The sequence below is a fragment of the Mucilaginibacter sp. genome (assembly GCF_028288225.1).
GTDB lineage: Bacteria > Bacteroidota > Bacteroidia > Sphingobacteriales > Sphingobacteriaceae > Mucilaginibacter.
Genome location: NZ_JAQBOC010000061.1, coordinates 72,352 through 99,323 on the forward strand (window position 1 = coordinate 72,352; position 26,972 = coordinate 99,323).

At 40.3% G+C, this 26,972-nt stretch carries 22 protein-coding genes; 12 read left to right on the forward strand and 10 right to left on the reverse strand.

All coding sequences use genetic code 11. The features are described from left to right. Positions 1-168: 168 nt before the first annotated feature. Together cdaA and JWQ54_RS18840 are read left to right on the forward strand one after the other, a co-directional pair. The gene (gene cdaA, locus JWQ54_RS18835; protein WP_299587927.1) at positions 169-960 is read left to right on the forward strand and encodes a diadenylate cyclase CdaA; all 792 of its coding nucleotides are present in this window, start codon (positions 169-171) and stop codon (positions 958-960) included. Between the two features lie 20 nt (positions 961-980). Further along, positions 981-1,832 (forward strand): sterol desaturase family protein, encoded by an 852-nt coding sequence (locus JWQ54_RS18840; protein WP_299587930.1) that lies wholly within the window; start codon positions 981-983, stop codon positions 1,830-1,832. Here JWQ54_RS18840 and JWQ54_RS18845 read toward each other — a convergent pair. Next, positions 1,792-2,205 carry a hypothetical protein gene (locus tag JWQ54_RS18845; RefSeq protein ID WP_299587933.1) on the reverse strand — a complete coding sequence of 138 codons (414 nt, stop codon included), beginning with the start codon at positions 2,203-2,205 and terminating at the stop codon, positions 1,792-1,794. The genes JWQ54_RS18840 and JWQ54_RS18845 overlap by 41 nt on opposite strands. A 208-nt stretch (positions 2,206-2,413) precedes the next feature. Beyond that, positions 2,414-4,912: a M1 family metallopeptidase gene (locus JWQ54_RS18850; protein ID WP_299587935.1), complete on the reverse strand. Its 2,499-nt coding sequence runs from the start codon at positions 4,910-4,912 to the stop codon at positions 2,414-2,416. Between the two features lie 479 nt (positions 4,913-5,391). Here JWQ54_RS18850 and JWQ54_RS18855 point away from each other — a divergent pair, with 479 nt between their 5' ends. From JWQ54_RS18855 to JWQ54_RS18870, 4 genes are all read left to right on the forward strand, one after another. Then, positions 5,392-7,785 carry an ABC transporter permease gene (locus tag JWQ54_RS18855; RefSeq protein WP_299587938.1) on the forward strand — a complete coding sequence of 798 codons (2,394 nt, stop codon included), beginning with the start codon at positions 5,392-5,394 and terminating at the stop codon, positions 7,783-7,785. Between the two features lie 136 nt (positions 7,786-7,921). Further along, positions 7,922-10,288 carry an ABC transporter permease gene (locus JWQ54_RS18860; RefSeq protein ID WP_299587940.1) on the forward strand — a complete coding sequence of 789 codons (2,367 nt, stop codon included), beginning with the start codon at positions 7,922-7,924 and terminating at the stop codon, positions 10,286-10,288. A 111-nt stretch (positions 10,289-10,399) separates the two neighbouring features. Further along, positions 10,400-12,784, forward strand: coding sequence for an ABC transporter permease (locus tag JWQ54_RS18865; protein ID WP_299587942.1), 2,385 nt, complete (start codon positions 10,400-10,402; stop codon positions 12,782-12,784). A 213-nt stretch (positions 12,785-12,997) separates the two neighbouring features. Next, positions 12,998-14,512 carry an alpha/beta hydrolase-fold protein gene (locus JWQ54_RS18870; protein WP_299587945.1) on the forward strand — a complete coding sequence of 505 codons (1,515 nt, stop codon included), beginning with the start codon at positions 12,998-13,000 and terminating at the stop codon, positions 14,510-14,512. 128 nt (positions 14,513-14,640) lie between these two features. On the opposite strand, the gene JWQ54_RS18875 is transcribed toward JWQ54_RS18870, so the two are convergent. Continuing rightward, positions 14,641-15,051: a BrxA/BrxB family bacilliredoxin gene (locus tag JWQ54_RS18875; protein ID WP_299587947.1), complete on the reverse strand. Its 411-nt coding sequence runs from the start codon at positions 15,049-15,051 to the stop codon at positions 14,641-14,643. A 227-nt stretch (positions 15,052-15,278) separates the two neighbouring features. Here JWQ54_RS18875 and JWQ54_RS18880 point away from each other — a divergent pair, with 227 nt between their 5' ends. From JWQ54_RS18880 to ahcY, 3 genes are all read left to right on the forward strand, one after another. After that, positions 15,279-16,145 carry a M23 family metallopeptidase gene (locus JWQ54_RS18880; RefSeq protein ID WP_299587950.1) on the forward strand — a complete coding sequence of 289 codons (867 nt, stop codon included), beginning with the start codon at positions 15,279-15,281 and terminating at the stop codon, positions 16,143-16,145. 16 nt (positions 16,146-16,161) lie between these two features. Beyond that, a complete protein-coding gene (locus JWQ54_RS18885; RefSeq protein WP_299587953.1) occupies positions 16,162-16,578 on the forward strand; it encodes a polymer-forming cytoskeletal protein in 417 nt (138 codons plus the stop codon). 245 nt (positions 16,579-16,823) lie between these two features. Further along, positions 16,824-18,140 (forward strand): adenosylhomocysteinase, encoded by a 1,317-nt coding sequence (ahcY, locus tag JWQ54_RS18890; protein ID WP_299587956.1) that lies wholly within the window; start codon positions 16,824-16,826, stop codon positions 18,138-18,140. A gap of 288 nt (positions 18,141-18,428) precedes the next feature. Here the strand turns inward: ahcY and JWQ54_RS18895 are convergent, their stop codons facing one another. After that, the gene (locus tag JWQ54_RS18895) at positions 18,429-19,121 is read right to left on the reverse strand and encodes a hypothetical protein (RefSeq protein WP_299587959.1); all 693 of its coding nucleotides are present in this window, start codon (positions 19,119-19,121) and stop codon (positions 18,429-18,431) included. Positions 19,122-19,272: 151 nt separating this feature from the next. Next, the gene (locus JWQ54_RS18900) at positions 19,273-20,289 is read right to left on the reverse strand and encodes a hypothetical protein (protein ID WP_299587962.1); all 1,017 of its coding nucleotides are present in this window, start codon (positions 20,287-20,289) and stop codon (positions 19,273-19,275) included. A gap of 282 nt (positions 20,290-20,571) precedes the next feature. Between JWQ54_RS18900 and JWQ54_RS18905 the strand changes: the two genes are divergently transcribed. Continuing rightward, the gene (locus JWQ54_RS18905) at positions 20,572-21,198 is read left to right on the forward strand and encodes an RDD family protein (protein WP_299587964.1); all 627 of its coding nucleotides are present in this window, start codon (positions 20,572-20,574) and stop codon (positions 21,196-21,198) included. A gap of 55 nt (positions 21,199-21,253) precedes the next feature. On the opposite strand, the gene JWQ54_RS18910 is transcribed toward JWQ54_RS18905, so the two are convergent. The 5 genes from JWQ54_RS18910 to JWQ54_RS18930 form a co-directional block, all read right to left on the reverse strand. Then, positions 21,254-21,868 carry an RDD family protein gene (locus JWQ54_RS18910; protein ID WP_299587966.1) on the reverse strand — a complete coding sequence of 205 codons (615 nt, stop codon included), beginning with the start codon at positions 21,866-21,868 and terminating at the stop codon, positions 21,254-21,256. Positions 21,869-21,967: 99 nt separating this feature from the next. Then, on the reverse strand, positions 21,968-22,951 hold the full coding sequence (locus JWQ54_RS18915; protein ID WP_299587968.1) for a DUF5668 domain-containing protein: 984 nt from the start codon (positions 22,949-22,951) through the stop codon (positions 21,968-21,970). A gap of 42 nt (positions 22,952-22,993) precedes the next feature. Further along, complete coding sequence (locus tag JWQ54_RS18920; RefSeq protein ID WP_299587971.1) at positions 22,994-23,653, reverse strand: PspC domain-containing protein; 660 nt, start codon at positions 23,651-23,653, stop codon at positions 22,994-22,996. A gap of 23 nt (positions 23,654-23,676) precedes the next feature. Continuing rightward, on the reverse strand, positions 23,677-24,381 hold the full coding sequence (locus tag JWQ54_RS18925) for an SDR family oxidoreductase (protein WP_299587973.1): 705 nt from the start codon (positions 24,379-24,381) through the stop codon (positions 23,677-23,679). Positions 24,382-24,633: 252 nt separating this feature from the next. Beyond that, the gene (locus JWQ54_RS18930; protein WP_299587976.1) at positions 24,634-25,134 is read right to left on the reverse strand and encodes a GtrA family protein; all 501 of its coding nucleotides are present in this window, start codon (positions 25,132-25,134) and stop codon (positions 24,634-24,636) included. Between the two features lie 194 nt (positions 25,135-25,328). Between JWQ54_RS18930 and JWQ54_RS18935 the strand changes: the two genes are divergently transcribed. Together JWQ54_RS18935 and JWQ54_RS18940 are read left to right on the forward strand one after the other, a co-directional pair. Beyond that, the gene (locus tag JWQ54_RS18935; RefSeq protein WP_299587979.1) at positions 25,329-26,060 is read left to right on the forward strand and encodes an ABC transporter permease; all 732 of its coding nucleotides are present in this window, start codon (positions 25,329-25,331) and stop codon (positions 26,058-26,060) included. Then, a complete protein-coding gene (locus JWQ54_RS18940) occupies positions 26,057-26,809 on the forward strand; it encodes an ABC transporter ATP-binding protein (protein WP_299587981.1) in 753 nt (250 codons plus the stop codon). The genes JWQ54_RS18935 and JWQ54_RS18940 overlap by 4 nt, the downstream gene beginning before the upstream one ends. Positions 26,810-26,972 lie beyond the last annotated feature (163 nt).

The window sequence follows — 26,972 nt, forward strand, 5'->3', positions numbered from 1 at the left end:
GATGTGCGAATGTGCGGACGAGAAAAAAAACCGAAAAAACTTAGTTTTCACAACTTCGTAAGTTTTAAACCTTTTATCTTTCCGACTCCCGGACTTTTCCGACTTTTAGATTAAACAAAATCTCAAATCTCATATCTCAAATCTCACATCTCTTCTTACCTTAGCTAAATGCAATCGTTTGATTTCGGTCTCTTAAAAATTACGCCATTCTCCATCCTGGATATCATTCTGCTGGCTATTATTATATATCAATTATATAATCTTATACGAGGCACCATTGCAGCAAATATATTTATAGGGCTTACGCTGATATATGTGCTTTACTTTATTGTGCCGCAAGAGAAAATGCCCCTGCTTGCAGGCATCCTTAAAAAAGTAGCCGATGTTGGTATTATAGCCGTAATAGTATTGTTTCAGCAGGAGATCAGGAGGTTTTTACTGTTAGTAGGTAAAAATGCATCATTACAGCGTAATAAGGCATGGTGGCAATATTTTTTTGGCAAAGCACAAATAGAAAAGGATAACTATGCACGTATTAAACCAATAATTGATGCCTGCAAAAGCCTTAAGCAGACGCGTACCGGCGCACTTATAGTTTTTGCAAAATATTATGATGAGCAGTTTTACCAGAACAGCTGCGAAATAATTGAAGCAAAGATCTCAAAGCGTTTGCTGGAAAGTATTTTTCAAAAAAGCAGTCCGCTGCATGACGGAGCTGTGGTTATTGCAGAAAATAAGATAAAATCGGCCAGCTGTATTTTGCCACTTACCGAAAAAACAGATCTACCAACGCAATTTGGTTTACGTCACCGTGCAGGCATTGGCGTAACCGAAGCAAATGATGCCACAGCAATAATTGTGTCTGAAGAAACCGGCGAGATCTCATATGCCAAGCAAGGCCGCGTTAAAATGAACATCAGCTTTGCTGAATTGGAAAAGCTACTGAATAAGGATTTTTAATTTTTTGCGTTAGAAACAATATGCAATCGCTTTATTCATATGATACTTTAAAAGTACTGTTTAATATAAGCACCCGCTACTTATTATTTACCGGCACGTTTTACCTGTTTTTTTATGTATGGAAAAATAAACGGTACTGGTACTCAAAAATTCAGCAGCATTACCCGGATAAACGGCACATCTTCCGCGAAATAAAATATTCCTTTGTTACCGTACTAATATTTGGCGCAGTAATAGTGCTGACGATACTTGCTGGGGCTAAAGGCTTAACACTTGTTTATGCTCCGCTCAACAAATACGGGTACATATATTATTTTGTCAGCATTGTGCTGATGATCCTTTTGCATGATACTTATTTTTACTGGACCCACCGTTTAATGCACTGGAAACCGCTTTTTAAATGGGTACATAAAACGCACCACTTATCCATTAACCCAACTCCGTTTGCAGCCTATGCCTTTCACCCGGTTGAGGCAGTGGTAGAGGTCGGCATTATTCCGTTGATTGCATTTACTATTCCCCACCATGCTTCGGCAATTGCCTTGTTCGGAATTTATTCATTATTGTTAAATGTGGCAGGGCATTTGGGCTATGAGCTTTTCCTCAAAGGATTTGCCAGCCATAAAATATTTAGATGGCACAATACATCAACCCACCATAATATGCATCACAGACTGGTTAAATGCAATTACGGTCTGTATTTAAATTTTTGGGACAGGATTATGCACACCAATCACCCAGATTACGAGGAAAGCTTTAACAAGGTAGTTGAACAAAGGGAGCAGGGAAAAATTATCCGCGAAGCCCTGAAAGAAACTGCAAAACCAAACCTCACTTTTGCGGAGCCGGAGAAAGTATTGCCGGAGATTTAAAGGTTGGCAACCCCTGAATCGTTTTTTGCTGCAAAAGATCCCGGTAAACAGGGTTTATCCGGATTACCGGCATCTTATCATACCCATCTAATTGTGCTATGGGCATTTTTGAGCTTCCTTCCAAAATCGCTACCGGCATATTTTCGCGGAAGTAGCTTGTTTTAAAATCAGGATAGTTTAATTTGTTCGTATTTATAGCCAGCGTTTCATTTGCTTTTAAAGTTGATGTTAAAAGTTTCCATGAATCCATTTGCGATTTGATTGATCTGTCTATCGCGTTAGCCAAACTATCCGCAGGTTTAACCTGTAATTGCTGTGCTTTTAACTGGTAAGCACCGCTCAACAATATACATGCAAGTACTAATTTTTTCATGACGATTTATTGTAGACACGCGATGTTTCGCGTCTTTTTATAACAAATGTAATTAACAGAAATGTTAAATGACGTTAATTTTGACAGGTAAAATGTTAAAACCATTGGTTAAGTGGTTGATTAGGTTAGATTGAGTTGATTAGGTTTTATATTTGAAAACCGTAACTTATTCAACTCAATCTAACCTGATCAACTCAATCAACTAACATCACTTAGCATCATTCACCGCTTTAATAGCATCATCTGCTGCGGTTGCCGAAGCGGTATCATTCAGTTTTGTACGTGCAGTTTTTATGTCGGTTAATAAACCGGTTATAAAAGGGCCAATACCAAATTGTTTATATTTAACGCCAAGATCTTTTATTGCGCTGATACCCTGCTGTGCAAATTCGGGCTTATCAACGCGGCCTGTCATTGCGGCAAAGCTGCGGGTAAGTGCAAATTTACCTTGCGGGCCTGCATCACTATATTTCTGATAAACATATGGCCATTGTTCGCTGCCGCCATTGGTTGCATAAGTAGTTACAATAGCCTGCGTTAATGCACCTTTATTATCCTGTTCAAAGCCTTTAGCCAATGTTAATGATTGTGCCGGATCTAACAAGGCAATTGCGTTCAAAGCCGCACCCTGTACAGCATATGACTGACTGCTTAAAGCCTGTTTAAACAAAGTTAAATTATCCGATGCCTTTAATGCACCAAGCTTGGCTATAGCAGCGGCACGTACCAATGTGTTTTCATCGGTTTGTGCTAATGATGTTAATATAGGCAATGCCGCATTATGGATATCATCATTGCTCATACTTAATGCCTTGATGGCTTTAATGCGCAAGCCAAAGTATTTATCCTTTAAAGCAGCCAGCATAACTTTTTGCCCGGCTTTATCAGTCTGGTGGCTTGCGGCAAAAGTTATAGCTTCAAACCTGTCAAGGTATAACGGTGCATTAAAGTATTGAAATGCAAATTCATCGAGGGTTTTGTTGTCGGTTTTTTTGGCAAGCAAAGTTTTGTCGCCGTCAACATTTACCAGATCAGGTTTTGTTGCCGATGGGAAGCTAAGCGTATCAGCCTTATCATTCATCCAAACTTTATACCTGTTTTTTTTGCCGTTAGCATAAATATCAATAGCCATAGGCAATTTAAATGTTTGCCCTTCCTGTGTCTGCTGCAGGTAAACGGTTTCTGTTTTTGCAGCATCATCATATTTATAGCTGATGTTTAAAACCGGGTGCCCTGCGCCGTAATACCATTGGTTAAAAAACCAGTTCAGGTCAAGTCCGCTGGCTTCTTCTTCTGCTAAACGCAGCTGTTGGGCCTCGCCATTTTTGTAAGCATACGTTTTAAGATAAATGTTTAACCCTTTGTAAAATGCATCCTTACCCAAATAGTTGCGCAGCATATTTAAAATACGTCCGCCTTTTTGGTAAGTTACCACATCAAACATATCCATCTCACTGCTGTAATGAAAACGCACCAGGTCTTTTTTAGCAGCATCGGGCGAGTTTAAATAGTTTGTTAATGCATCATAGCTATGTGCATCGGCTTCATCCTTGCCATATTTGTGTTCGGCCCAAAGCATTTCGCTAAAATCGGCAAATGATTCGTTTACGGTAAGGTTGCTCCAGCTTTCGGCAGTAACCAAATCGCCAAACCACTGGTGAAACAGCTCGTGCGCAATGGTGCTGCGACCGGCATCATAACCTGCATCGATCAGCTCGCGCGGGGTTTCCTGTACATAATCGCCATGCAGGGTTGCAGATGTATTTTCCATCGCACCGCTCACATAATCGCGCACAACAATTTGCGAATATTTATACCATGGGAAATCAACCCCTAAAGTTTTGGAATAAAACTCGATCAATTCAGGTGTCATCCCGAAGATCTGTTTTGCATAAGGTGCATATTTAGGCTCCAGGTAATAGCTTACCTCTTTGTTGCGCCATTTATCCTTATAAATTTTAAAATCGCCAACAGCCATCATAAACAGGTATGGCGAGTGAGGCAACTCTTGTTTCCAGGTATCGGTACGGGTACCATCGCCATTAACCTTTTGCGAAGCCAGGCGGCCGTTTGATAAAGTAACATACTTGGCCGGAACGGTCATTGCTATCTCGTCAGTAGTTTTTTGTTCGGTTTTATCGATCGTTGGGAACCAGCACGATGAGCTTTCCGATTCGCCCTGGGTCCAGATCTGGGTTGGCTTATCTTTTTCGGTGCCATCGGGGTTAATAAAATATAAACCTTTAGCATCGGTTATAGCCGCGCTGCCGTGTTGTTTTATCTCGTTTGGCTTTGATGTGTAGTCAACGTAAATGGTATAGGTCTCGTTGTTGTGGTAAACTTTATCAAGCTGGATAGCTACGGTAAGACTGTCGTCATACTTAAATTTTAGTGGGATGTTTTTACCGTTTTTAACAACAGCAATGGTTTTCAAATCCATGCCTTTGGCATCAAGCCTAAGGCTATCAGTAGGATAAAAATGTGGTTTTAATGTGACCCATTCTTTACCATACAGGTAACGTTTTTTGTAATCGAAACGTACATCAAGCTTGGTGTGTATCAAATCGTTGATCCTTGCAGGGGTAGCCCTGTAGATTTTTAATGCCGGATCCTCAGGTTTAGCATCCTGTGCGTACGTTGCAGATACTGTCAAACCCATAAAAAGGCCTGAAAATATAAATGCTGAAAGGTTTTTGGTTGTTATCATATTGATGAATATAGTTTTATAGCTATTAAAAAATAAAATGAGGGTCAGTTGGGTTGTAATATTTAAGCTAAATTATAAAGTTTTTATTTAATAAAAGCTATGACGGGATGTAGACAAATAAGTTACAACCTTAAAAATTTTCTGATTTTTTGAAATGTAATAACCACATGGCATGTCAAAAACGCACGCAAACTGTACGAATGCGAACAATGTTTGAAAGATAACTATATGTAATTATTTGATAATTAGATATTTAATCAAATGGCATGTCTTTTATTACTTATAGGCAAACCAGGGACACAATTTCGTAAGCTATTGTAAGGTGGTCGAATTGAGTTTAGGCTCCTGTTGGTATTAAATTAAAAATCCCCCTAATAGGGTGAGGTAAAAATGAGTTTGCAGCAGGCAATTATGAATGGATGGTCATCTATGACAAACACACTAATGCCCAATGAAACAATGACTAATGACCAAATAAAATGATAAAAAACTATTTAAAAATTGCCTGGCGCAACCTTTTAAAGAACAAGGCGCATACATTTATTAATGTAACCGGTTTATCGGTAGGCATGGCCGTAGCAATGCTTATAGGCCTGTGGATCTGGGATGAATTATCTTATAATAAATACTTTCAAAATCACGATAAGATAATGCAGGTATGGCAGCATCAAACGTTTAACGGCAAGGTGGGCAGCCAGACTGCTATGCCAATACCCTTAGGCACCATGCTAAGTAAGGATTACCGCAGTGATTTTAAGTATGTAGTATTATCAAGCTGGAACTATGATCACATACTGGCTTACGGCGATAAAAAAATAACGCAGCAGGGCAGTTTTATGCAGCCTGAAGCGCCGGATCTGCTTACCCTGAAAATGCTTAAAGGAACAAGGAAAGCCTTAAAAGATCCTGCATCCATTATGCTTTCGGCTAAAGTGGCAAAAGCCATTTTTGGTAACGCCGACCCGATGGGTAAAACCATTAAGCTTGATAACCAGCAACTGGTTAAGGTTACCGGGGTTTATGAGGACCTGCCGCATAATACAAGTTTTAACGAACTATTAGTTATACTTCCCTGGGACCTGTACGTAAGCAGCCAGCAATGGGTAAAACAGGCTTCAACGCAATGGGGAGAAAATTCCTTCCAGATTTTTGCTCAGCTAAATGATAATGTGGACATAGGTAAGGTTGATGCCCGGATAAAAAAGCTTAAGGCAATTAATATTGCTGCGCAGGGCGATAATGTCGGTGCGTCTTTTAAGCCGGTAGTGTTTTTGCACCCCATGAACAAATGGCACTTATATTCGGAATTTAAGGATGGCATTAATACCGGCGGCGCTATACAATTTGTATGGATGTTTGGGATCATTGGCGTGTTTGTATTACTGCTGGCCTGCATTAACTTCATGAACCTAAGTACTGCACGGTCAGAAAAAAGGGCAAAGGAGGTAGGCATCCGTAAAACGGTCGGATCGTTGCGGATCCAGCTTATCGGCCAGTTTTTTAGCGAGTCGTTAATGGTGGTTGCATTTGCTTTTTTATTTTCTATAGTAATTGTTTTATTGATACTTCCATGGTTTAACCAGGTGGCAGATAAAACCATGGTCATTCTTTGGGATAGTCCTGGTTTTTGGATAATGGGCATCGGCTTTAGCCTCATTACGGGTTTAATAGCAGGCAGCTACCCGGCATTTTACCTGTCGTCTTTTCAGCCGGTTAAGGTATTAAAGGGCACGTTTAAGGCGGGCAGGTTTGCCGCTATACCCCGTAAGGTGCTGGTTGTATTACAGTTTACTGTTTCGGTTACCTTAATTATTGGTACCGTTATCGTTTTCAGGCAGGTGCAGCATACCAAAAACAGACCTGTTGGCTATGAGCGTACAGGCCTTGTACAAATGGGAATGAAAAGCGACGGGATCCACAAAAGCTTTGCTGCTGTGCGCAACGATCTGCTGCAAAGCGGTGCTATTATTGAAATGGCCGAGTCAGGCAGCCCCTTAACTGATGTTTACTCAAACAATAGCGGGTTAAAATGGCGGGGCAAGGCACCTGACCTGCAGGACGATTTTGCAACCATCCGGCTAACACCCGAATTTGGCAAGGTGGCCAAATGGAAAATTTTGGATGGCCGCGATTTTTCAAGGGAATATGTGAGCGATTCGTCAGCCATGATCCTGAATGAGTCGGCTGCAAAGTTTATGAACTTTAAACACCCGGTAGGTGAAATAATTGATTGGGGTAAAAAATTTACAGTGATAGGGGTTGTAAAGGATATGGTGATGTCATCACCTTATGAACCGGTAAAACCCAGCATATTTGTATTGGACAGTGGCATAGGGAACCTGGTTGATATTCGCTTAAATCCCAAAGTGAGCACGCATGAGGCCCTGGCTAAAATAGAAGCCGTATTTAAAAAGTACGATCCCGGCAGCCCGTTTGATTACAGGTTTACAGATGAGGAATATGCCAAAAAATTTGCCAACGAGGAACGTGTGGGAAAGCTTGCCGGCTTTTTTACCATACTGGCTATCTTCATCAGTTGTATGGGCTTATTTGGAATGGCATCGTTCATGGCCGAACAACGCACCAAAGAGATCGGTGTCAGGAAAGTGCTAGGCGCTTCTGTATTCAGTTTATGGCGTTTAATGTCATTTGATTTTATAACCCTGGTGAGTATTTCACTACTGATAGCGATACCTACAGCCTATTACTTTATGCATGGCTGGCTGCAGGATTACAAATACCGCGCAGATCTGTCCTGGTGGATCTTTGTCTGTACCGCAGCCGGCGCCATCATTATTACAATACTTACCGTGAGTTACCAAAGCATTAAAGCTGCGCTGATGAACCCGGTAAATAGTCTTAAAACGGAGTAGGCAGTTATGAGTAGGCAGTTGGCAGTTTCAAATGTAGGGGCGAATTGCATTCGCCCTATGCTCCAAACAAGATTGCAACATGCTCAGGTTATGAACCATAAAGCACCAACGAACTAATGACTAATGATCAAATACCATGATAAAAAACTATTTTAAAATTGCCTGGAGAAACATAGTAAGGCATAAAGCATATTCGTTTATCAATTTATCGGGCCTGGCCATCGGTATGGCTTCAAGTATACTGATATTGCTTTGGGTGCAGAATGAGTTAAGCTACGACCGCTTTTACAAAAATGCAGATCAAACTTACCGCATAACATGCGATGCCAGTGGTTTTAAAGCAGCAATAAATACTGCAGGTATGCCCGGAGGCCTGAAAGCGAAAATGCCCGAAATAAAAAATACTGTAAGGCTAAGCCATCTTTCCAGCAGTTTGTTCGAGGTAGATAACAGGAAGTTCGAGGAAAAGCGCGTGTTTTATGTCGATTCTACTTTTTTCCAGGTGTTCTCATTTCAATTGGTTAAGGGCAACCCTGCAACAGCTTTAAATCGTATTGACGGCGTGGTGCTTACGCAGGAGATGGCCAAAAAGTATTTCGGGCAGGAAGACCCTATAGGCAAAGTGCTGCGCAAAGACAATGGCGGCAACGTAGTGGTTACCGGCGTTTTGGCTAATATCCCCGCCAACTCTCATTTACAATTTGATTTTCTTTTGCCGATGTCGTCAATCGTTCAAAGCACTGATGACTTGAAGAACAACACTTGGAGCAACTTTAATTTTTATGGTTATGTGGTGCTTGATAAAAGCTTTGTTCCATCACCGGCCGCTTTTTTAAAGTTCAATCAAAAGATGAATGCGATTTATAAAGCGCATCAGCCTGACCAAAAAATAATTTTTCAATTACAGCCCTTAACCGCAATTCACCTTGCAGCGCCTTTGCAAGTGGATTTGGAAGGGCATGGAAACTCGCAATACGTTACCATTTTCTTTATCGTTGCTATTTTGGTACTCGTAGTTGCCTGTATAAATTTCATGAACCTGGCCACTGCGCGTTCAGCCCGCAGGGCAAGAGAAATAGGGCTGCGTAAAGTATCGGGCGCTATTCGCGGGCAACTCATTTTGCAATTTTTAAGCGAATCTGTATTGATATCGTTTTTCGCGTTGCTGCTGGCACTGGCAATGGTCTGGCTGTTTTTACCGGTGTTTAATAACCTGGCCGATAAGCAGCTCGCCATAAATTTTTTAGACGCAAAACTTTGGTTAAGCCTGCTTGGTATTGCGGCTCTTACCGGGCTTATTTCGGGCAGCTATCCTGCTTTGTTCCTTTCAGGCTTTAACCCGGTTAAGGTGCTTAATGGTAACATGAAGTCGATGGGGGGCAATCTTACCTTCCGTAACGCACTGGTGGTAATACAATTTGCCGTTTCTATTTTGTTGCTTGTAGGCACCGTTACTATTTACAACCAGCTTAAATTTATCCAAAACCGCAACCCGGGTTTCGAAAAAGCTAACCTGCTGTATATGCCCATGAATGGCGATATGTGGAACAAACAGCAGGCATTGAAAACTGAGCTTAAGCGTAACCCGCTTACTGCTAATTTTGCAATTGTTAACGATTTGCCCATCAATTTGATAGCCGGTACGCTTGATGTAAAATGGGAGGGCAAAGACCCAAAATCGCAAATAGTTATCCCGTCGATGGATGTTAACGAGGATTTTATTTCGGTATTTAAAATGAAAATACTGAAAGGCCGTGGTTTTTCAAGTGCATTTAAAACTGATTCGAACAATTATGTTGTAAATGAAAAAATGCTGGCTGTAATGGGGCTTAAACCTGACGACGCAATAGGAAAACCCCTATCGTTTAATGAAAACAAAGGCTACATTATAGGTGTAGTTAAGGATTTTAATTTTAAACCTATCCAGCAGGCTATCGAGCCGCTGGCATTAAGGTTTAATAAGTATGGCGGTTACATAATTTTACGAACCCAACCCAAAACCACCGGGGCAACTATAAAGGCCCTTGAACAAGTAAGCCGCCAGCTTAACCCGTCTTATCCGTTTAAATATGATTTCCTGGACCAGGATTTAGCCAGGATGTACAAAGGCGAGCAGAAAATGGGCAGCATATTTAACCTGTTTGCAGGCCTGGCCATCTTTATTTCGTGCCTTGGCTTGTATGGCCTGTCGGCATTTATGGCTGAACAGCGCACCCGCGAAATAGGCGTGCGCAAGGTTTTAGGGGCTTCGCTGATGAATATTGTTTATTTATTGTCGACCGGATTTACCAGGTTGATATTGATAGCCATAGTTATAGCAATACCGCTTTCGTGGTTTGCGGTTAACCATTGGCTGGAAGGCTTTGCCTATCATATCAATGTCGGGTGGACGGTCTTTGTCCTGTCCTCCATAGCTGCATTAATCATTTCGTGGGTAACGGTTAGTTATGAATCTATAAAAGTAGCCATCGTTAACCCGATAAAGAGTCTTAGAAGTGAGTAAGATTAGTCATTGGTCATTAGGTCATTGCCTGTGGAGCCACTAAAAAGATGATTAATAGCCGTAGACCTGCAAACCAATGACTAATGACACAATGACAAATGACTAAATAAAATGATAAAGAACTATTTAAAAATTGCCTGGCGTAACATTGTAAAGAACAAGGCTTCCTCATCAATTAACATTGGAGGGCTTTCAGTTGGTATGGCAGTAGCTATGCTGATAGGGTTTTGGATATGGGACGAACTCTCATTTGATAAATATCACCAGAATTATAGCCGTATTGCCAGCGTTATGGAGAACCGTACCGTTAATGGCGAAATTTATACAGGAAACGCTATTCCGTTGCCGCTCGGTGCTGAAATGCAGAAAACCTACGGCAGTGACTTTAAACATATTGTTATGGCATCCTGGAATGATACCCATACGTTAAGCTTAGGGGATAAAAATGTGGCCTTCGCCGGAAGCTTTATCGGCGAAGAGGCGCCGGAAATGCTATCGTTAAATATGCTTAAAGGCAACCGGACTGGTTTAAACACGCCCTCGTCAGTATTGCTATCGCAAACGGTAGCAAAGGCTTTATTTGGCGATGCTGACCCGATGGGTAAAACCATAAAGCTTGATAATAAAGCTTTTTTTAATGTTTCGGGCGTTTATGCCGACCTGCCCCGTAACACCAGCTTTCACGATGTTACGTTTATGCTGCCCTGGCAATTTTATGTTAACAATAAAGATTGGATAGACCGTGACCCCGCTAATTGGAATGACAACTCCTTAATGCTGTATGTGCAGATAGCAGATAATGCCGACATGATTAAGCTATCTGAAAAGATGAAAAACGTAGTACTTAAACATGCCGACCCAGGGCTTGTCAAAACCAAACCTGCAGTTTTTCTGCAGCCCATGAGCAAATGGCACTTGTATTCCGAATTTAAAAATGGCGTAAATGCGGGCGGGGCAATCACCAATGTTTGGTTATTTGGTACAATTGGGCTGTTTGTGCTGCTGCTGGCCTGCATCAACTTTATGAATTTAAGCACTGCCCGCAGCGAAAAGCGGTCGAAAGAAGTGGGTATCCGTAAAGCCATCGGCTCATTAAGGGGCCAGCTTATCAGCCAGTTCTTCTGTGAGTCGCTTCTGATTGCTGTGTTGGCGTTTGCCTTTTCGCTTGTAATAGCAGCGCTGGCAATGCCTTACTTTAATAATATCGCCGGTAAACAAATGTCCATTTTGTGGAGCAGTCCGTTGTTCTGGATGATGGGTGCAGGGTTTACCCTGTTTACAGGAATAATTGCCGGCAGCTACCCTGCGTTTTATCTTTCTTCGTTCCAGCCGGTTAAAGTGTTAAAGGGTACTTTTAAAGCCGGCAGGTTTGCGGCGCTTCCGCGCAAAGTGCTGGTAGTTATCCAGTTTGCGGTATCAGTTGTGTTAATTATCGGCACCATCGTTGTATTTAAACAAATACAATTTGCCAAAAATCGCCCGGTAGGCTATACCCGCGATGGCCTTGTTGATATACCGCTTACCAATGATGACCTGCATAAAAACTTTAATGCTTTCCGCACAGATTTGCTTGCATCGGGTATGGTTTCCGAAGTAACAGGTTCCACAAGTTCGACCACGGGAATAAATAATAACAGGGGAGACGTTAGCTGGACAGGTAAAGACCCGGCAATGACGACTAGTTTTGCTAACATTGCCATAACCAGTGAGTATGGCAAAACAGTAGGCTGGCAATTCACCCTCGGCCGTGATTTTGAGAGGGCGAACATTAGCGATTCTATAGCGGTGATATTAAACGAAGCCGCTGTTAAATATATGGGGCTTAAAAACCCCGTTGGCAAATTAGTACAAGCTGGCAAAAGAAGCTTAAGCATTATCGGCGTTGTAAAAGATATGGTAATGGCATCGCCTTATGAACCGGCTAAACAAACGCTTTTTTATTTGGAACGTGGCGGGTTTGATGATGTAATTGTGCGGGTAAATCCCAAAGTGAGTACCCATAATGCACTTGAGAAAATTGCGGAAGTAAGCAAAACCTACTCCCCGTCAGTGCCGTTTGCTTATCGTTTTGCAGACGATGAATATGCCAAGAAATTTGCAGATGAGGAACGGGTAGGCAAGCTGGCGAGTACATTCGCTGTGCTGGCTATCTTCATCAGCTGCCTGGGCTTGTTTGGAATGGCATCGTTCATGGCCGAACAACGCACCAAAGAGATCGGTGTCCGGAAAGTGCTGGGTGCCTCCATATTCAGTTTATGGCGCTTAATGTCCTTTGATTTTATCATCCTTGTGGGTATTTCATTGCTTATAGCCATACCTACAGCCTATTACTTTATGCACGGCTGGTTGCAGGATTACAAATACAGGGCCGAGCTATCCTGGTGGATCTTTACCGGCACAGCTGTAGGGGCTATTATCATCACCATACTTACCGTGAGTTACCAAAGTATTAAAGCAGCGCTGATGAACCCGGTGAATAGTCTTAAAACAGAGTAATTAGAGACCAGAGATTAGCTAAAAATGCTTCAAACTATCAACCACGAACTATAAAATACTAATGAACAATTGAATTAATAAACTAAATCCAGCTGCGGCTCGGTGATAAATAATTTCTGCAAAATGCTACATTTAACATAAAGAAAATATGCTGATGCTGTAACTAGTTTATAGAATTTATCGTCATACTGCTAAACCATAAAAATCTTCACAATGAATAAGATCTACTCTTTTTTAATACTGCAGGTAATTATTATTTGCGGCTTAATTAACTATGCCGGCGCTCAGGATCTGCCCGGGAAACGGGATTCTATTAATTCAGCAATACTAAAAGAGAAAAGAGTTATCCAGGTAGTGTTACCGGAAAAATATAAACCCGGAAGCGCGGATAAATACGATGTGGTGTATGTGCTTGATGGCGACTGGAACACAAAACTGATGACGCAGGTTCAGCAGTTTATTGAGGGCGAGGGGGGCATGCCATCAACAATTGTTGTTGGCGTTTTAAATACCGACCGCAACCGTGACTTTTTACCTACCCATGTTGATGACACAAAAACATCAGGCGGGGCCGATAAATTTTTAAGCTTTTTGAAGGATGAACTGATCCCTTATGTAAATAAAACTTATCCGGCTGATGGGGATAATATTTTGTTCGGGCATTCATTTGGCGGCGTTTTTGTTGCTTATGCGTTGTTGAATGAGCCACAACTTTTTAAATCGTACATCGCCGCCGATCCAAGTTTTTGGTGGGATAAGCGTATTATGCATAAACAGATTAAAGACAAGGTGGCATCGCTGGCCAACTTAAATAAAAGCTTTTTTATAACCGGACGCGAAGGAGAGGGGATGACCGGAATGGGGATCCCGCCGGTAGATAGTATGCTTAAAAAGGATGCACCTGCTGGTTTAAGCTGGAAGGTTTCAGGTTATCCCGATGAAACGCATGGTTCGGTAAGGCTTAAAAGTATGTACGATGGGTTAAAGTTTAGCTACAGTGGTTATAATCCAAATTCAATTCAGTTTCACCCAACCAATGGTATTATTTTGAAAGATAAGCCAATCAAGGTCTGGTATTTTGCCGATACGTCCAAAGTACATTACACTACCGATGGCACTGAGCCTGAATTAACTTCGGCAATAATGAAGCGCGAGATCATTTTAACGGCTCCCGGTAAAGTAATCTTAAAGCAATTTACCAGTTGGGCCAAATATGATAGAGCGGCAAGCGGGGATTTTAAAGCAGGAGAGTTTTTACCAGCGGTAGCGAAAATAAAAAATAGTAAGCCGGGTGGCTTTCATTATGCTTACTATGAAGGAACCTGGGATAAGCTGCCCGATTTTAAAACCTTAAAACCAATTAAGCAGGGTATTACCGACAGCAGTTTTAATATTACTAAATTACCCCGGCAAAATAATTTTGCCCTGCTTATTGATGGCTACATAGAGGTAAAAGAGGAAGGCTATTATATTTTGGGATTAGACTCTGACGATGGCTCAAAATTATACTTAAATGACCAGCTTTTGATAGATTATAACGGATTACATGGTACCCGTGGCGGTAAATCATTCATATTGCCATTGAAAAAAGGGTTTTATCCAATCAGGGTTGAATACTTTCAGAAGGATGGCGACCGCAAGCTGGAGCTTGAATACGTAACTCCTGGTAATATTGAAAAAAAGCATTCGGTTGCAATTCCGTTAGAGCTGCAGTATAGTAAGAATTAGAATGTTAACCCCTCGGCTGTAACTTCACAGCAGGCTGCCAGATAATAGTTGACGGTATGGCTACAAGGTAAACAAAAAACCCGGTTTGCAGCGCAAGCCGGGTTTTATTTATTAGGTATAAAAACTCTTTAGCAATATTGTTCAAACGCACCAATAAGGTTATCAGCAATCATTTGTGCCGGACGGCCTTCAATTTGATGGCGCTCGATAATATGAACCAATTTGCCATCTTTAAATAAAGCTATAGCTGGTGATGATGGAGGATAAGGCAGCATATAGGCACGTGCCTTATTAACAGCATCGGCTTCCATACCTGCAAAAACTGTTACCAGTTTATCAGGATGTTTTTCACTTTGTGCCGCCATACGTGCAGCAGGGCGTGCATTGGCTGCAGCGCAACCGCACACTGAATTTACCATCACAAGCACTGTGCCTTCGCTTTCAATAGCTTTGGTAACTGCATCTGCATCTTTCAACTCTTCAAAGCCAACCCTTGTAAGTTCTTCCCGCATTGGGGCTACTAAATATTCTGGATACATCTTTCTCTTTTCTAAATTTCAATACAAAAATAACAAATGATTACCAGTTAAATTTTAAAAATAAGAATAATAACAATTTGCTGACGTTTGATAAGGGTCCAAATGTTGGGAAAGTATGAAGGACAGGAAGAAGAAAGGTTAATTTAATGAGTTATTTCATAACAAAAACATCATTTTGTTTTTTTAACCCTATTAGTTATCTTGCAATCCCTAATTAAATAATCACGATGAAATTGAAGCCGTCTGACGTAAGCACAGTTATTATAGTAAACAAAAATAAAGAAGGTTCTCAAACTTTACAGATCAAAACAAAACATATTAGCCGGATTAAGCATTACCTGCTTAGTGTTTTAGCTGTTATTACCACTCTTACACTATCTGTAATTTATTTGAGCCATAAAAATCAGGAGCGCGAAGAAGAAAATCAATATCTTGTAGCACAGTTAACAAAGCTTAAAGGCGAAGTACCTCCCGCTAATATAGAAGAAAAAAAGGCTGCCACGGCCCAAAACTATATACAATCTATTGAGGTAAAACTTCAAACCATTAATAATTATCTTAAAAAACGTGGCTTAAAAGGCTTTGCAACAAAAGCAGTTGGTGGCAATGGTAATGCCGAGGCCACTAAACTTAGCGACGAAGAAACCTATTCATTATACGATGAATATTTAAACCGACTGGTGCATACCGTAGCATTTACGCCGATGGGCTATCCCCGTGTTAGCTCATTAACCTCTTATTTTGGTTATCGCAGTGATCCCTTTAATTCAGCAAGCGCGGAATTTCATCCGGGTATTGATTTTAAAGGCAACCGGGGCGATGAAGCTAAATGCACCGCCACAGGCAAGGTTGTTTTTGCCGGGCGCTATGGCGGTTACGGCAATTGCGTGCGGATAGAACATGCCAATAATTTTGAAACCTTATACGGGCATTTGTCGCGTATTACGGTAAAAGTTGGTCAGGAAGTTGCCGTTGGCCAAAAAATTGGCGAGGTAGGCTCAACCGGGCATTCAACAGGTAATCATTTGCATTATGAGGTGCGCAAAAATGGCAAGGCAATAAACCCTATTAAATTTCTTACACTTAATAATTAATAACCGGAACAAAACAATGGCATTATTTTCAAAAAAGGAAAAAGTTGCGTTGGACCTGCAATCCATATCAACATTAATAAGTGATGGGTGTATTTTTGATGGAAATCTGAAAGCGCCTTCCTATGTTCGTATTGATGGGCAGATAACCGGGGATGTAATAGTTGATGAAGGCCTGATTTTAGGCGAAAATGGATCGGTAATCGGTAACATTATCACCAAAGAAATGGTTGTTTACGGCGATGTAAACGGCAATATCCAAACCAATTCTCTCGAAATTAAAGCAACGGGTAAAGTTACCGGCGAGATAAGGACCCAAACCCTTACCGTTGAAAACGGCGCTGTTTATAACGGAATCCTTTCCATGACCCAAAACAATAAGTTGGCACAGGCTAATAAGCTGCCAAAGCATGAGCAAAAGGTTATTGAGGTTTAGGCGGACAGTTCATTAGTTCATTAGTGCAAAGTTCAATACCTTCTTATGGGGGATTAATTCAACCAGAATTCTGAAACGATAATGAGCCAACAGATGATCCCGCAGGACAATACCAATGAACCATTAAACTAATGAACGTTCCGGACTTGCCATATGACAACTTCGTAATGCAATAGGTCCAACTTGTACGGGCAAATTTCATTTTGATGAACCTATGCCTTACCTTTGGAAAAAAACAAAAAACTATGTCATCAGTAGAGACCGCTTATACCAAATACAAGGTAAAAGACTTTTCATTGGCTCAATGGGGTCGAAAAGAAATTGAATTAGCCGAAGCTGAAATGCCTGGCTTAATGGCTTTACGTAAAGAGTATGGCCCGTCAAAAGCATTAAAAGGTGCTCGTATTGCCGGCTGTTTGCACATGACTATCCAGACTGCTGTGCTGATCGAAACATTGATCGAACTAGGTGCTGAAGTTACCTGGTCATCATGTAATATATTTTCAACGCAGGATCATGCTGCTGCTGCCATTGCTGCTGCCGGTGTTTCTGTTTACGCCTGGAAAGGCATGAACGCCGAAGAGTTTGACTGGTGCATTGAGCAAACCTTATTTTTTGGTGAAGACCGCAAGCCATTGAACATGATATTGGATGATGGCGGCGATTTAACTAATATGGTTTTAGATAAATACCCTGAGCTTATTGGAGGTATTAAAGGTTTGTCAGAAGAAACTACTACAGGTGTACACCGCTTATATGAGCGCGTAAAAGCCGGTACGCTTCCAATGCCTGCCATTAACGTTAACGACTCTGTTACCAAATCAAAATTTGATAATAAATACGGTTGCCGCGAATCATTGGTTGATGCCATCCGCCGTGCTACAGATGTAATGATGGCCGGTAAAGTGGCTGTTGTTTGCGGTTATGGCGACGTAGGTAAAGGTTCTGCCGATTCATTACGTAATTCAGGTGTACGTGTTATTGTTACAGAAATTGACCCTATATGCGCTTTACAGGCAGCTATGGAAGGCTTTGAAGTTAAGAAGCTTGACACCGCTATTACCGAAGCTGATATTGTAGTTACCGCAACGGGTAACAAAAACATTGTTCGCGAACAGCATTTCCGCGCTTTAAAGGATAAAGCCATTGTTTGTAACATTGGTCACTTTGACAACGAGATTGATATGGCCTGGTTAAACGGTGCTTATGGCAATACTAAAATTGAAATAAAGCCACAGGTTGATAAATATACCATTAATGGTAAAGATGTTATTGTTTTAGCTGAAGGCCGTTTGGTAAATTTAGGTTGCGCAACTGGTCACCCAAGCTTTGTAATGAGCAACTCGTTTACCAACCAAACTTTAGCTCAATTAGAACTTTGGAACAATGGTGATAAATACGAAAACAAGGTTTACACCCTGCCAAAACACCTTGATGAAAAAGTTGCCCGTTTACACCTTGCCAAAATTGGTGTTGAGCTGGAAGTTTTAGACCAGGATCAGGCTGAATACATTGGCGTAACGGTTGATGGGCCGTTTAAACCAGAGTATTACCGTTACTAATTGAGGTAAAAGCTTAAAGCTTAAATATATGGGAGCGGTGCCAGCCGCTCCTTTTTTTTGTGCTGCCGCGAGTTTAGCGTAGCGTAACTCGTGGTGCGGCATGTAGTAAGCTTTCAGCTTACGAGCCAAAAAGCATTTTATTGGTATTTTAGTATTAATACTATGAAGCTGAGAGCTTCAGCACTGCTATACGACGAGTTAGACGGTGCTAAACTCGCGGCAGCGGTGGGGAAAAGCTCTTGCGGCAGTATGGGACGCGGCAGCGGCGGTTTCTTAAATTGCTTTTAGTTATCCTTTAAGCGGCAGTTTATTATGTTCTAAATATTCTTTTACTTTATTATAATTTGTTATAGAATCAGGCTGTACGTCGCTTAGCGTCCTTTTAATAAGTTCATCGTAAATGGCAACCAGCTTTTCATAGTTAGGGTTATTTACAAGTTTTGCCACAATCAACCCTTTCATACAACGTTCATTGGTAGTGCTACCGATGTAAGCAGGGCTATGATCAAATGGCGGATTATTCATAAAATCGTCAAAGGCTCCAAGTGTACTAAACCTTTCAAAATAGGGTTTAGCTATTTTATTATAATAAATGTTTAGGATATCTACTGCATTAATTATATCATTATCTTTGACCAGCCATATACCCATACCGTCACCTTTTACTATTTTTCTTCCGTCCGGACTATAATATATTCTTTCGATCATTTCTTGGTTTAATGTCAAACCATGAGACTTGCCTAAAATTGATTCGTAGACATTTTCTATTCTCTTCTGCTTGATAAATAACCGTACACTCAATTCATAACTTCTGCTCCATGAAGTAAGTGGCATATTGAATATATAAGTATAATCTCCTTTGCTGCAAAAAAACTCGTTATCTGTTTTTTTATACAAAAACCCATTATCAGTCATCAGCTTTCCAAAATGTATTAAAATATATTCTTTGATATCTTTAACTTTTAACGTAATCTCTTTCATTTTAATTTATTAGCCGCCACCGGTAGTTGTTTTTAAGTTTGTTCTTTCTACTTTTATACTATTTGTCTTAATGTCTTGTGTTTTTGCCACTTTATATCTTTTTGAGCCTTTAAATTTCCCTCCCCGCTGCCGCACCACGAGTTACGCTGCGCTAAACTCGCGGTAGCGCTGCCGCAAACAATTCAAAATCATCAATATTCATTAAGATAGAACCGGCCTCTTTACTTGCTCCGTATAGTTTATCAACCTTTACGGGCTCTTTAAATGTAATAAGCATGTTGCCGCTGTTTTTGCTTATGCCGCCCTTAAAAAAGGGATCGGCTGAATGATAATCATAAAGGATTTTTTCAATTGAGTTGATATTACTTATGTTAGTGCAAACCCGCCAGCGAAGACCTGTACGCAAAATTATCTGTTCATCATTTATCAGCACCTTTCTTTTAATAACCGCAGACAGATCAGCAATAAAGAAAATAACGCCATAAAGCGATAGGACGGTAACTATATTGGCGGCTATATGGCTCCATTTCATTAATAAAAAATGAAATGCAACAGTTTCTACCATAACTGCCGTTAGTAAAATGCACCAGATAGCAACGTATCCAAACTCTTTGTGGGTACTGAAAGAGCTGTTTGTTTTTATTGCAAGCGTTTCCTTGCGCCAAAAAAGCACGCCATACCTGAGTACGGCTAACTCTGACGCTATTATTTTTACAGCTGCGGATTCACCTATAACTTCGGCCATAGCAGCGCGTAAATTATAAATAGGATCGGTTAATAAGAGTTGATTGGCTTTATACGCTTTTCGTAATGTATTAAATTTAGAAACCGCATAAATAATAAAAAGAAGCTCGGCTACTGCGGTAAGCTTCCGGATCTGCAATATATAGTCTTTTTGATGTTGTGGAAGTACTAAATAAGCAAAGCTGCAGCAAAAACTGACCACAAATGCCATTCGCCTTACTGAAATTTTTAAAGGGCGTACTATGATAAAGTAATAAAGCGCAGGAAATGTAATTACAAAATCTGCCAGCAAACCATTGGCAACTTTATTTTTAATGGTTAGCGGTACTGTGTGAAGGATGAATGTTCCGCCTAAAAATATCAATAAAGCTAAAACGGTGATCAGAATAATATTCCGGTTTGATTTGAGTAGGAGTGCTGCCATAAATTAAGTAAGGATAAGATCTACTTAGACTTAGAGCATTGAACTTTTCATTTGTTTCAGATTATTGCGATTTATATCAGTTACACACCTAAAAATGTCCGTTCTTTAAAAACAAAAGTTTGTTGTTTTTGCCAGGGTTATGTTTACGATAAAAACTGTAAGATTTAAGAGCTTTGCTATTAATCGTTTTAACTTTACAACTATGTATTGCACTTTTATTATTGTATGATAAAAGAACATAATAACCTGTATTTTTATATCTTGAACGGTACTTAATTAAACATGACAAACGATTATTATATTTTAGTAGATGGTGAGCAAAGCGGCCCATTTAGTTATGATGAGTTAACTGAAATGGATCTTGATATCCACACAAGGGTGCTGTCCCCATTAGGCGATACCTGGCAGGACGCCTGCGACCTGCCAGAATTTTATCCTTATTTTGAATCGAGAGGGATCTATTTGCCTACGGGGGATAACCTGGCTTCATTTGGATGGCGGTTTTTAGCCTGGATTTTTGATTACCTGGTTGTTTCTTATTTAACCAGCTTTGTGGTTAAGGTTTTAGTATTAAAAAATGTAATTCCGGTTGTACAATCATACGAAGCCTTGCTAAAAGCGCCGCGTGTTTTATTGATACTGCAGCTTAGCTTCAGTCTTACACTAATACTTTACAATTCAATTTGTGAAGCATCACCACTGAAGGGCAGTATTGGAAAAAAATTATGCAGGCTGGTTGTTGTTGATATTAATGGTATGGGACTTAGCTATTTAAATTCGCTTTTACGGAGTGCAGGTAAAGCAATATCTATCTTTTTTCTTTATACGGGGTTTTTAAGCATCTTTTTTACTGAACACCGCCAGGCATTGCATGATATGCTTGCCAAAACCTATGTAGTAAAGCTATAGTTTTTGGGATTCATAGTTGATGGTTCATAGCAGAAGGTGTAGTGGCTATGAACTACTAAAATAATCTATCCTTCACCACCAACGTACCGGCAACCATATCGTGCAGGCATTGCTGCTGTTTGTTGAAAAAGCTGAATAAGTAACCTATAAAAAAGGTGAGCACTGAAAGTAATTTGGCCAGGTTTCTACCGGCTGCGTGGACCGGGCTTATCCGGAAGCCCTGCATATCACAAACTTTTATTTTTAGGATCTGCTTGCCATAGGTTGCCTGTTTTGCAGAGCTTTCCATTATTATATGATAAATGAACTTTACTAAGGGTATTATGCCGAAAAGGCTGAAAACCATTACAAGGCGGGTAGCTTTGTCACTAACAAATAAGGTAACAATAAATACAATGATGATACACACGCCCGAAACAAAAAACCAATCGAGCGCAGACGCCATCAGGCGCTGATCAAAACTACCAAAATACTGAAGAACAAGCGCCTCGCGGCTAAAGCCTAAAAGTTCGCGTAGCTCAGCAATTTCATGAGCTTCTTTATAGTCGTCCATAGCGGCGGTTTTTAAAAAATCGCCCGGTTTTATTTTGCGTTGTTTTAACTGCTCAATGCTGAATGGCCCTTCAGGTTTGCCATTAACGACAAGAAAGTACATATTGGAGGGTTCCATACTTATCAAAGTTAGGTTAAAACCTGTGTAAAACGGAAAGGTTGTAACGTTTATTTAACAACATTACAACCTTCCAACATTTTAACTTTACAACGTTATTTAATACCTGTTTACCGTAAAGCCAGACAGGCCGCCGCTAATATGTATATGTATTTTGTTTTTGGCTGATGAAAAACCGGGAGTTTCGTAATTATTATCGCGGGTCTTATTAAAACCTTCAAAATCATTGCCAGATAAACCTGAATCTGTTTCAATGCTGCATGCCGCACTTTCAGGAATGCTCACCTCTACTCCAGATACGCCTGTTGAAATATCAACATTAGTTAGTAATAACGGTGCACCTAATTTAACATTAAAAGATGCCGCGCCGCCATGCAATTTAAGTTCCCTGACTTTAAATTTTGAAAGGTCGAAATCAACGCTTGCAGCTCCGGTTTCTACACTTATGTCCCAAACCGGATTTGGATTTAACCGCATATCTGCCCTGTTTTTGTCCGAATCGAAATTTAAACCTTTACGGTCCTTCATTTTAAAATTAACCACGTAAACAGAATCCTCTTTACTGCTTGAGAAAGTATAACGGCTATCGCCATCCTTTGTTGAGGCGCTGAACAACTGATTGGTGGTATCAGATAAATTGTAAGCAGTACCGCCTCCGTTTATGTTAAGGCGTGCAAGTTTTATGCTGGCATTATAAGGCTCATTAAATGCACCCTTGCTGCTCATTTTAAAATCAGACCTGCTGCTGTCGTTATCATCATCATAACCGTTGTTGCTGTCGTTATCATCAAAATCATCGTTACGGTAACTGAAATTATGACGGGGCCAAAAGTTATAACGTTCGCCAAAATTGCCAAAAAACAACAGGCCAAGGCCAATTACCAATACGCTTATTTTTATAACTGTTGCCCAAATTGATTTGTTATGTGCAAATACAAGGTTTACACCGGCAATAACTAAAAATATTGGCCACAGGTGAAATATATTATACCAACGGAAATGCAGTAATCCAAAATTACCCAGCAGGATGGCTGCTCCTATAAGTACCAGTATAGTGCCCGGAATTATTTTATCGTTTTTCATCTTAATTTTATTTTAAGGTTAGCTCATTTCATGAGCCTGTAATTATAAAGTTGGAGTGTTATCAGTTGTTGGTTTTTCCGGATCTTCAGCAGATGGCTCTTCGGCAGACGGTTCTTCAGCAGCAGGATCTTCTTTTTCCGGTGCAGTTGTCCAGTCTTGTTTTTGCCAGGCTTCTTTTCTTTGGCCCGATACGATCAGTGAGCCGCCAACAATAACCAATATTATTGGCCATAACCTGCCAAAATCAAAATCGGGGATAAGATCAAATTCATCAATCAGGATTGCTGCTCCAATCATAATAAGCACCAAACCTATGATGACACCTGCATGAGATTTTTGTTTTGGAGTAGTATTCTCTACCGGATTGCCACCAAATGGATTGCCACCAAACGGGTTATCACCAAATGGATTGCCACCGAAAGGATTACCTGTTTGCTGTGGGTTATTAAACTGACCACCAGGCTGCTGAGGCGGAACGGTATAATCTACCGTAGGGTTATTGTAATTGTTATACAGGTAACCCTTTTTAGGTAATACTATCCATAAAATAATATAAGTACCAAAGCCCACACCCATTATAAAAAAGGTGAAAGCAAATAACAGGCGCATAACAGTAACGTCCATGTCGAAATATTCTGCCAGGCCCGAACAAACACCACCAAACACTTTGTGGTATTCATCACGATATAGTTTTTTGTTCATTTTATTTTGTTTTTAGAGTTGATTTATATTTGACCGAATGCCGGTTTTATTATTATTTCATCAACATTGGCCCCGGCGCTCATTTTATAAATATTTACAATAGCCGATGCAATGTCTTCAGGCAGTACCATTTTATCTTTATCTACCTCCATGCCCTTCCACGAGTCCGTTAATGTTGAGCCCGGTATAATAGCGGTTACTTTTACCCCGTATTGCTGCATCTCAGTCCGCATTACTTTATTAAGACCTAACAGCGCAACCTTTGTTACACTATATGTACCTGCCTCAGCAATAGGGTTTAAAGATGCTATAGAACAGATGGTGAATATGTGCCCCTCGCGTGCAGCTATCATAGTTTTGCCAAAATAACGGTACAGCTCATAGGCAGGCATCAGGTTGGTGTTTACATGTTTTTCAAGCGTTTCGTCTGCATCATCCAATATGCTGGAGTACTCATAAATGCCTGCATTATTTACAATTATGCTAATAAAGCCCAGTTGCTGCTCTGCCGCCCTTGCAAAATCCTGCAACTGCTGTTTTACGCTTACATCCACTACGGCGGTAAAGATCTTTATATTGGGATTTATAGCTGATAACTCATCTTTAAAGGCAACAAGGTCTTCACTGTGCCTTGAGCAAATGGCCAGGTTAATCCCTTCCTTTGCGAAAGCTATTGCTGTTGCCCTGCCCATGCCTTTTGTTGATGCTGTTATTAGCGCGTTTTTCATTTGTTTTTTATTTAATGTTTGAAAGTTGAAATGTTATATGTTAATACCGTCAAACAATAATATCTAAAATCCCAATGTTATTATAAATCAAATCTAAATTTAATATTAAGAGGCCGATTATTGCTTTTGGTAAAGCAGGTTAAATTTTCGGTAAACCGGGGTAAAAGAGCGGTGAAAAAAAGTACCCGCCCGGGTTTTCCAAAGCGGAAACAGGTGTAATTCCATTTCGTAACTTACAGCGTTAGATGCAAATCAATATTTCGGCTTCGGTCTAAAGAAAAAATAGGTTTGGCTGCTATAGCTAAAAATAATAACCAAGGCTGTAGTTAAAACTTTTGACGGGGTAGGATACCATCCAAAATAATCGACAAATAGTTTTAAAAGCAGGTAATTAAAAACAACACATATAAATACAACTACCAGGTATCGCATAAGCTGACTTCTGCGCCTTAACCCCGATTCCAGGAATACTACATAACGGTTAAGATAAAACCCTGTTGGCAGGCTAAAGCAAAAAGCAAATATCAGCGATGCAATATGCGGGCTTAAGGTAAAATGGCCGATATCAAAATTGTGCTTTTTAAAAATGAAGTTATAACCAATTGAAAAAAGGCAGATATCAAATAAGGTATTTGCCCCACCACTGGCAGCATACCGGAAAGTTTGTAAAGGAATAATATTTTTAAAGGGCGTATAAAAGAAATCAATAGCAGATAAAATGAATTGCCTTAAGGAATGGTGGATGTGTTTCATTTTACGCTGTATTTTTCAATTAAAATTTTGCCAAGGGTAATATTGCCCAAAACTAACTGTTTGTTATTTAGTTGTAATAACAATTATACGATCAATAATTTTATCACTGAAAAGGCATAATATTAATTAAGAGAACAGGCTTAATGCACTGTATTGCTTAAAACCGTATTTTTAGCACAATTTTAATTATTTAAATGTTTCACAGCTTAGGAAAATATATACTCTTACTGCATTTAAGTTTCCGCAAACCCGAAAAGTTCAAAGTGTATTGGACTGAAGTTATGCGCGAAATGGTATCTGTAGGGATTGGCTCATTGGGTATTATCAGTATCATATCCCTGTTTATAGGCGCAGCTACCACTATCCAGGTTGCTTTTCAGTTATCCAGCCCGCTGGTGCCACGCAGTATTGCAGGCAGCATCGCCCGCGATTCAACCATACTGGAATTTAGTCCAACTATTTCATCACTTGTATTGGCAGGCCGGGTGGGTTCAAGTATTGCATCGCAGATAGGCACTATGCGGGTTACCGAACAAATTGATGCGCTTGAAATTATGGGTGTTAATGCGCCGGGCTACCTTATTGCTCCCAAAATTATTGCCGGGATGACCATGGTGCCTCTGCTGGTTATTGTTTCCATAGCCCTGGGTATTACAGGCGGCTGGATTGCCTGCGTGGTATCAGGCGACGTTAGCCCGGCCGATTATATCTCAGGGGTACATAGCGATTTTGATGGCCTGACAGTTAGGGTTGCACTGGTTAAGGCAGTTGTTTTTGGTTTTATCATTGCTTCCATCTGTGCTTACCAGGGATTTTATACATCAGGGGGCGCATTGGAAGTGGGGCAATCCGCTACCAAAGGTGTAGTATACAGTTGTGTAATGATTTTATTTGCCGATTTGGTTATTACACGCTTAATGTTATGATCGAGGTAAAGGATATTTATAAAACATTTGGCGATAATGAAGTACTGAAAGGTATTAGTGCAAAATTTTCGCCTGGTAAAAATAACCTTATTATTGGTGGCTCAGGCTCAGGAAAAACCACTTTACTTAAGTGTATTGTTGGCTTGCATGATCCGACCAAAGGACAGGTGTTTTTTAATGATCAGAATTTTACGGAAATGGATTTTACCGAGCGTGTGCCGATCCGTACCGAAATAGGTATGCTTTTTCAAAACTCAGCATTGTTTGATTCCATGACGGTAGAGGAGAACATTATGTTCCCGTTAAACCTGTTTACCCAACAATCAAATGCTGAGAAGCTTGAACGGGCTAACTTTTGCCTGGAAAGGGTTAATCTTAAGGGGAAAAATAAATTATACCCATCTGAGCTTTCCGGAGGGATGAAAAAAAGGGTAGGGATAGCGCGGGCTATCTCTATGCAGCCAAAATACCTGTTTGTTGATGAGCCAAATTCAGGCCTCGACCCCAAAACAGCCATCCTGATAGATGAGCTAATAAATGAACTAACCGAGGAATATGAGATAACTACCGTTGTTGTTACACACGATATGAATTCAGTTATGGGAATAGGCGATCATATTGTGTTTTTACATGAGGGTAAAAAATGGTGGGAAGGCTCAAAACAGGAAATTGCACATACTGATAATAAAGAACTGAACTCGTTTGTATTTGCCAGCAAATTTATGCAGGCAGCGAAAGGGAAGCTGTAAATTAGTTTAAAGTAAAGAGTCTTTAGGCAACCTCTAAAAACTCAGTTGAAAGAATAGTCATTATAATCAGTTGTCATTGAGTATCTTGCATTAATGAAACAATATAAACGTCATAGAGATTACGGTTTTTTTGACCAGGACATCAGATTGACTAAGCTGAGTG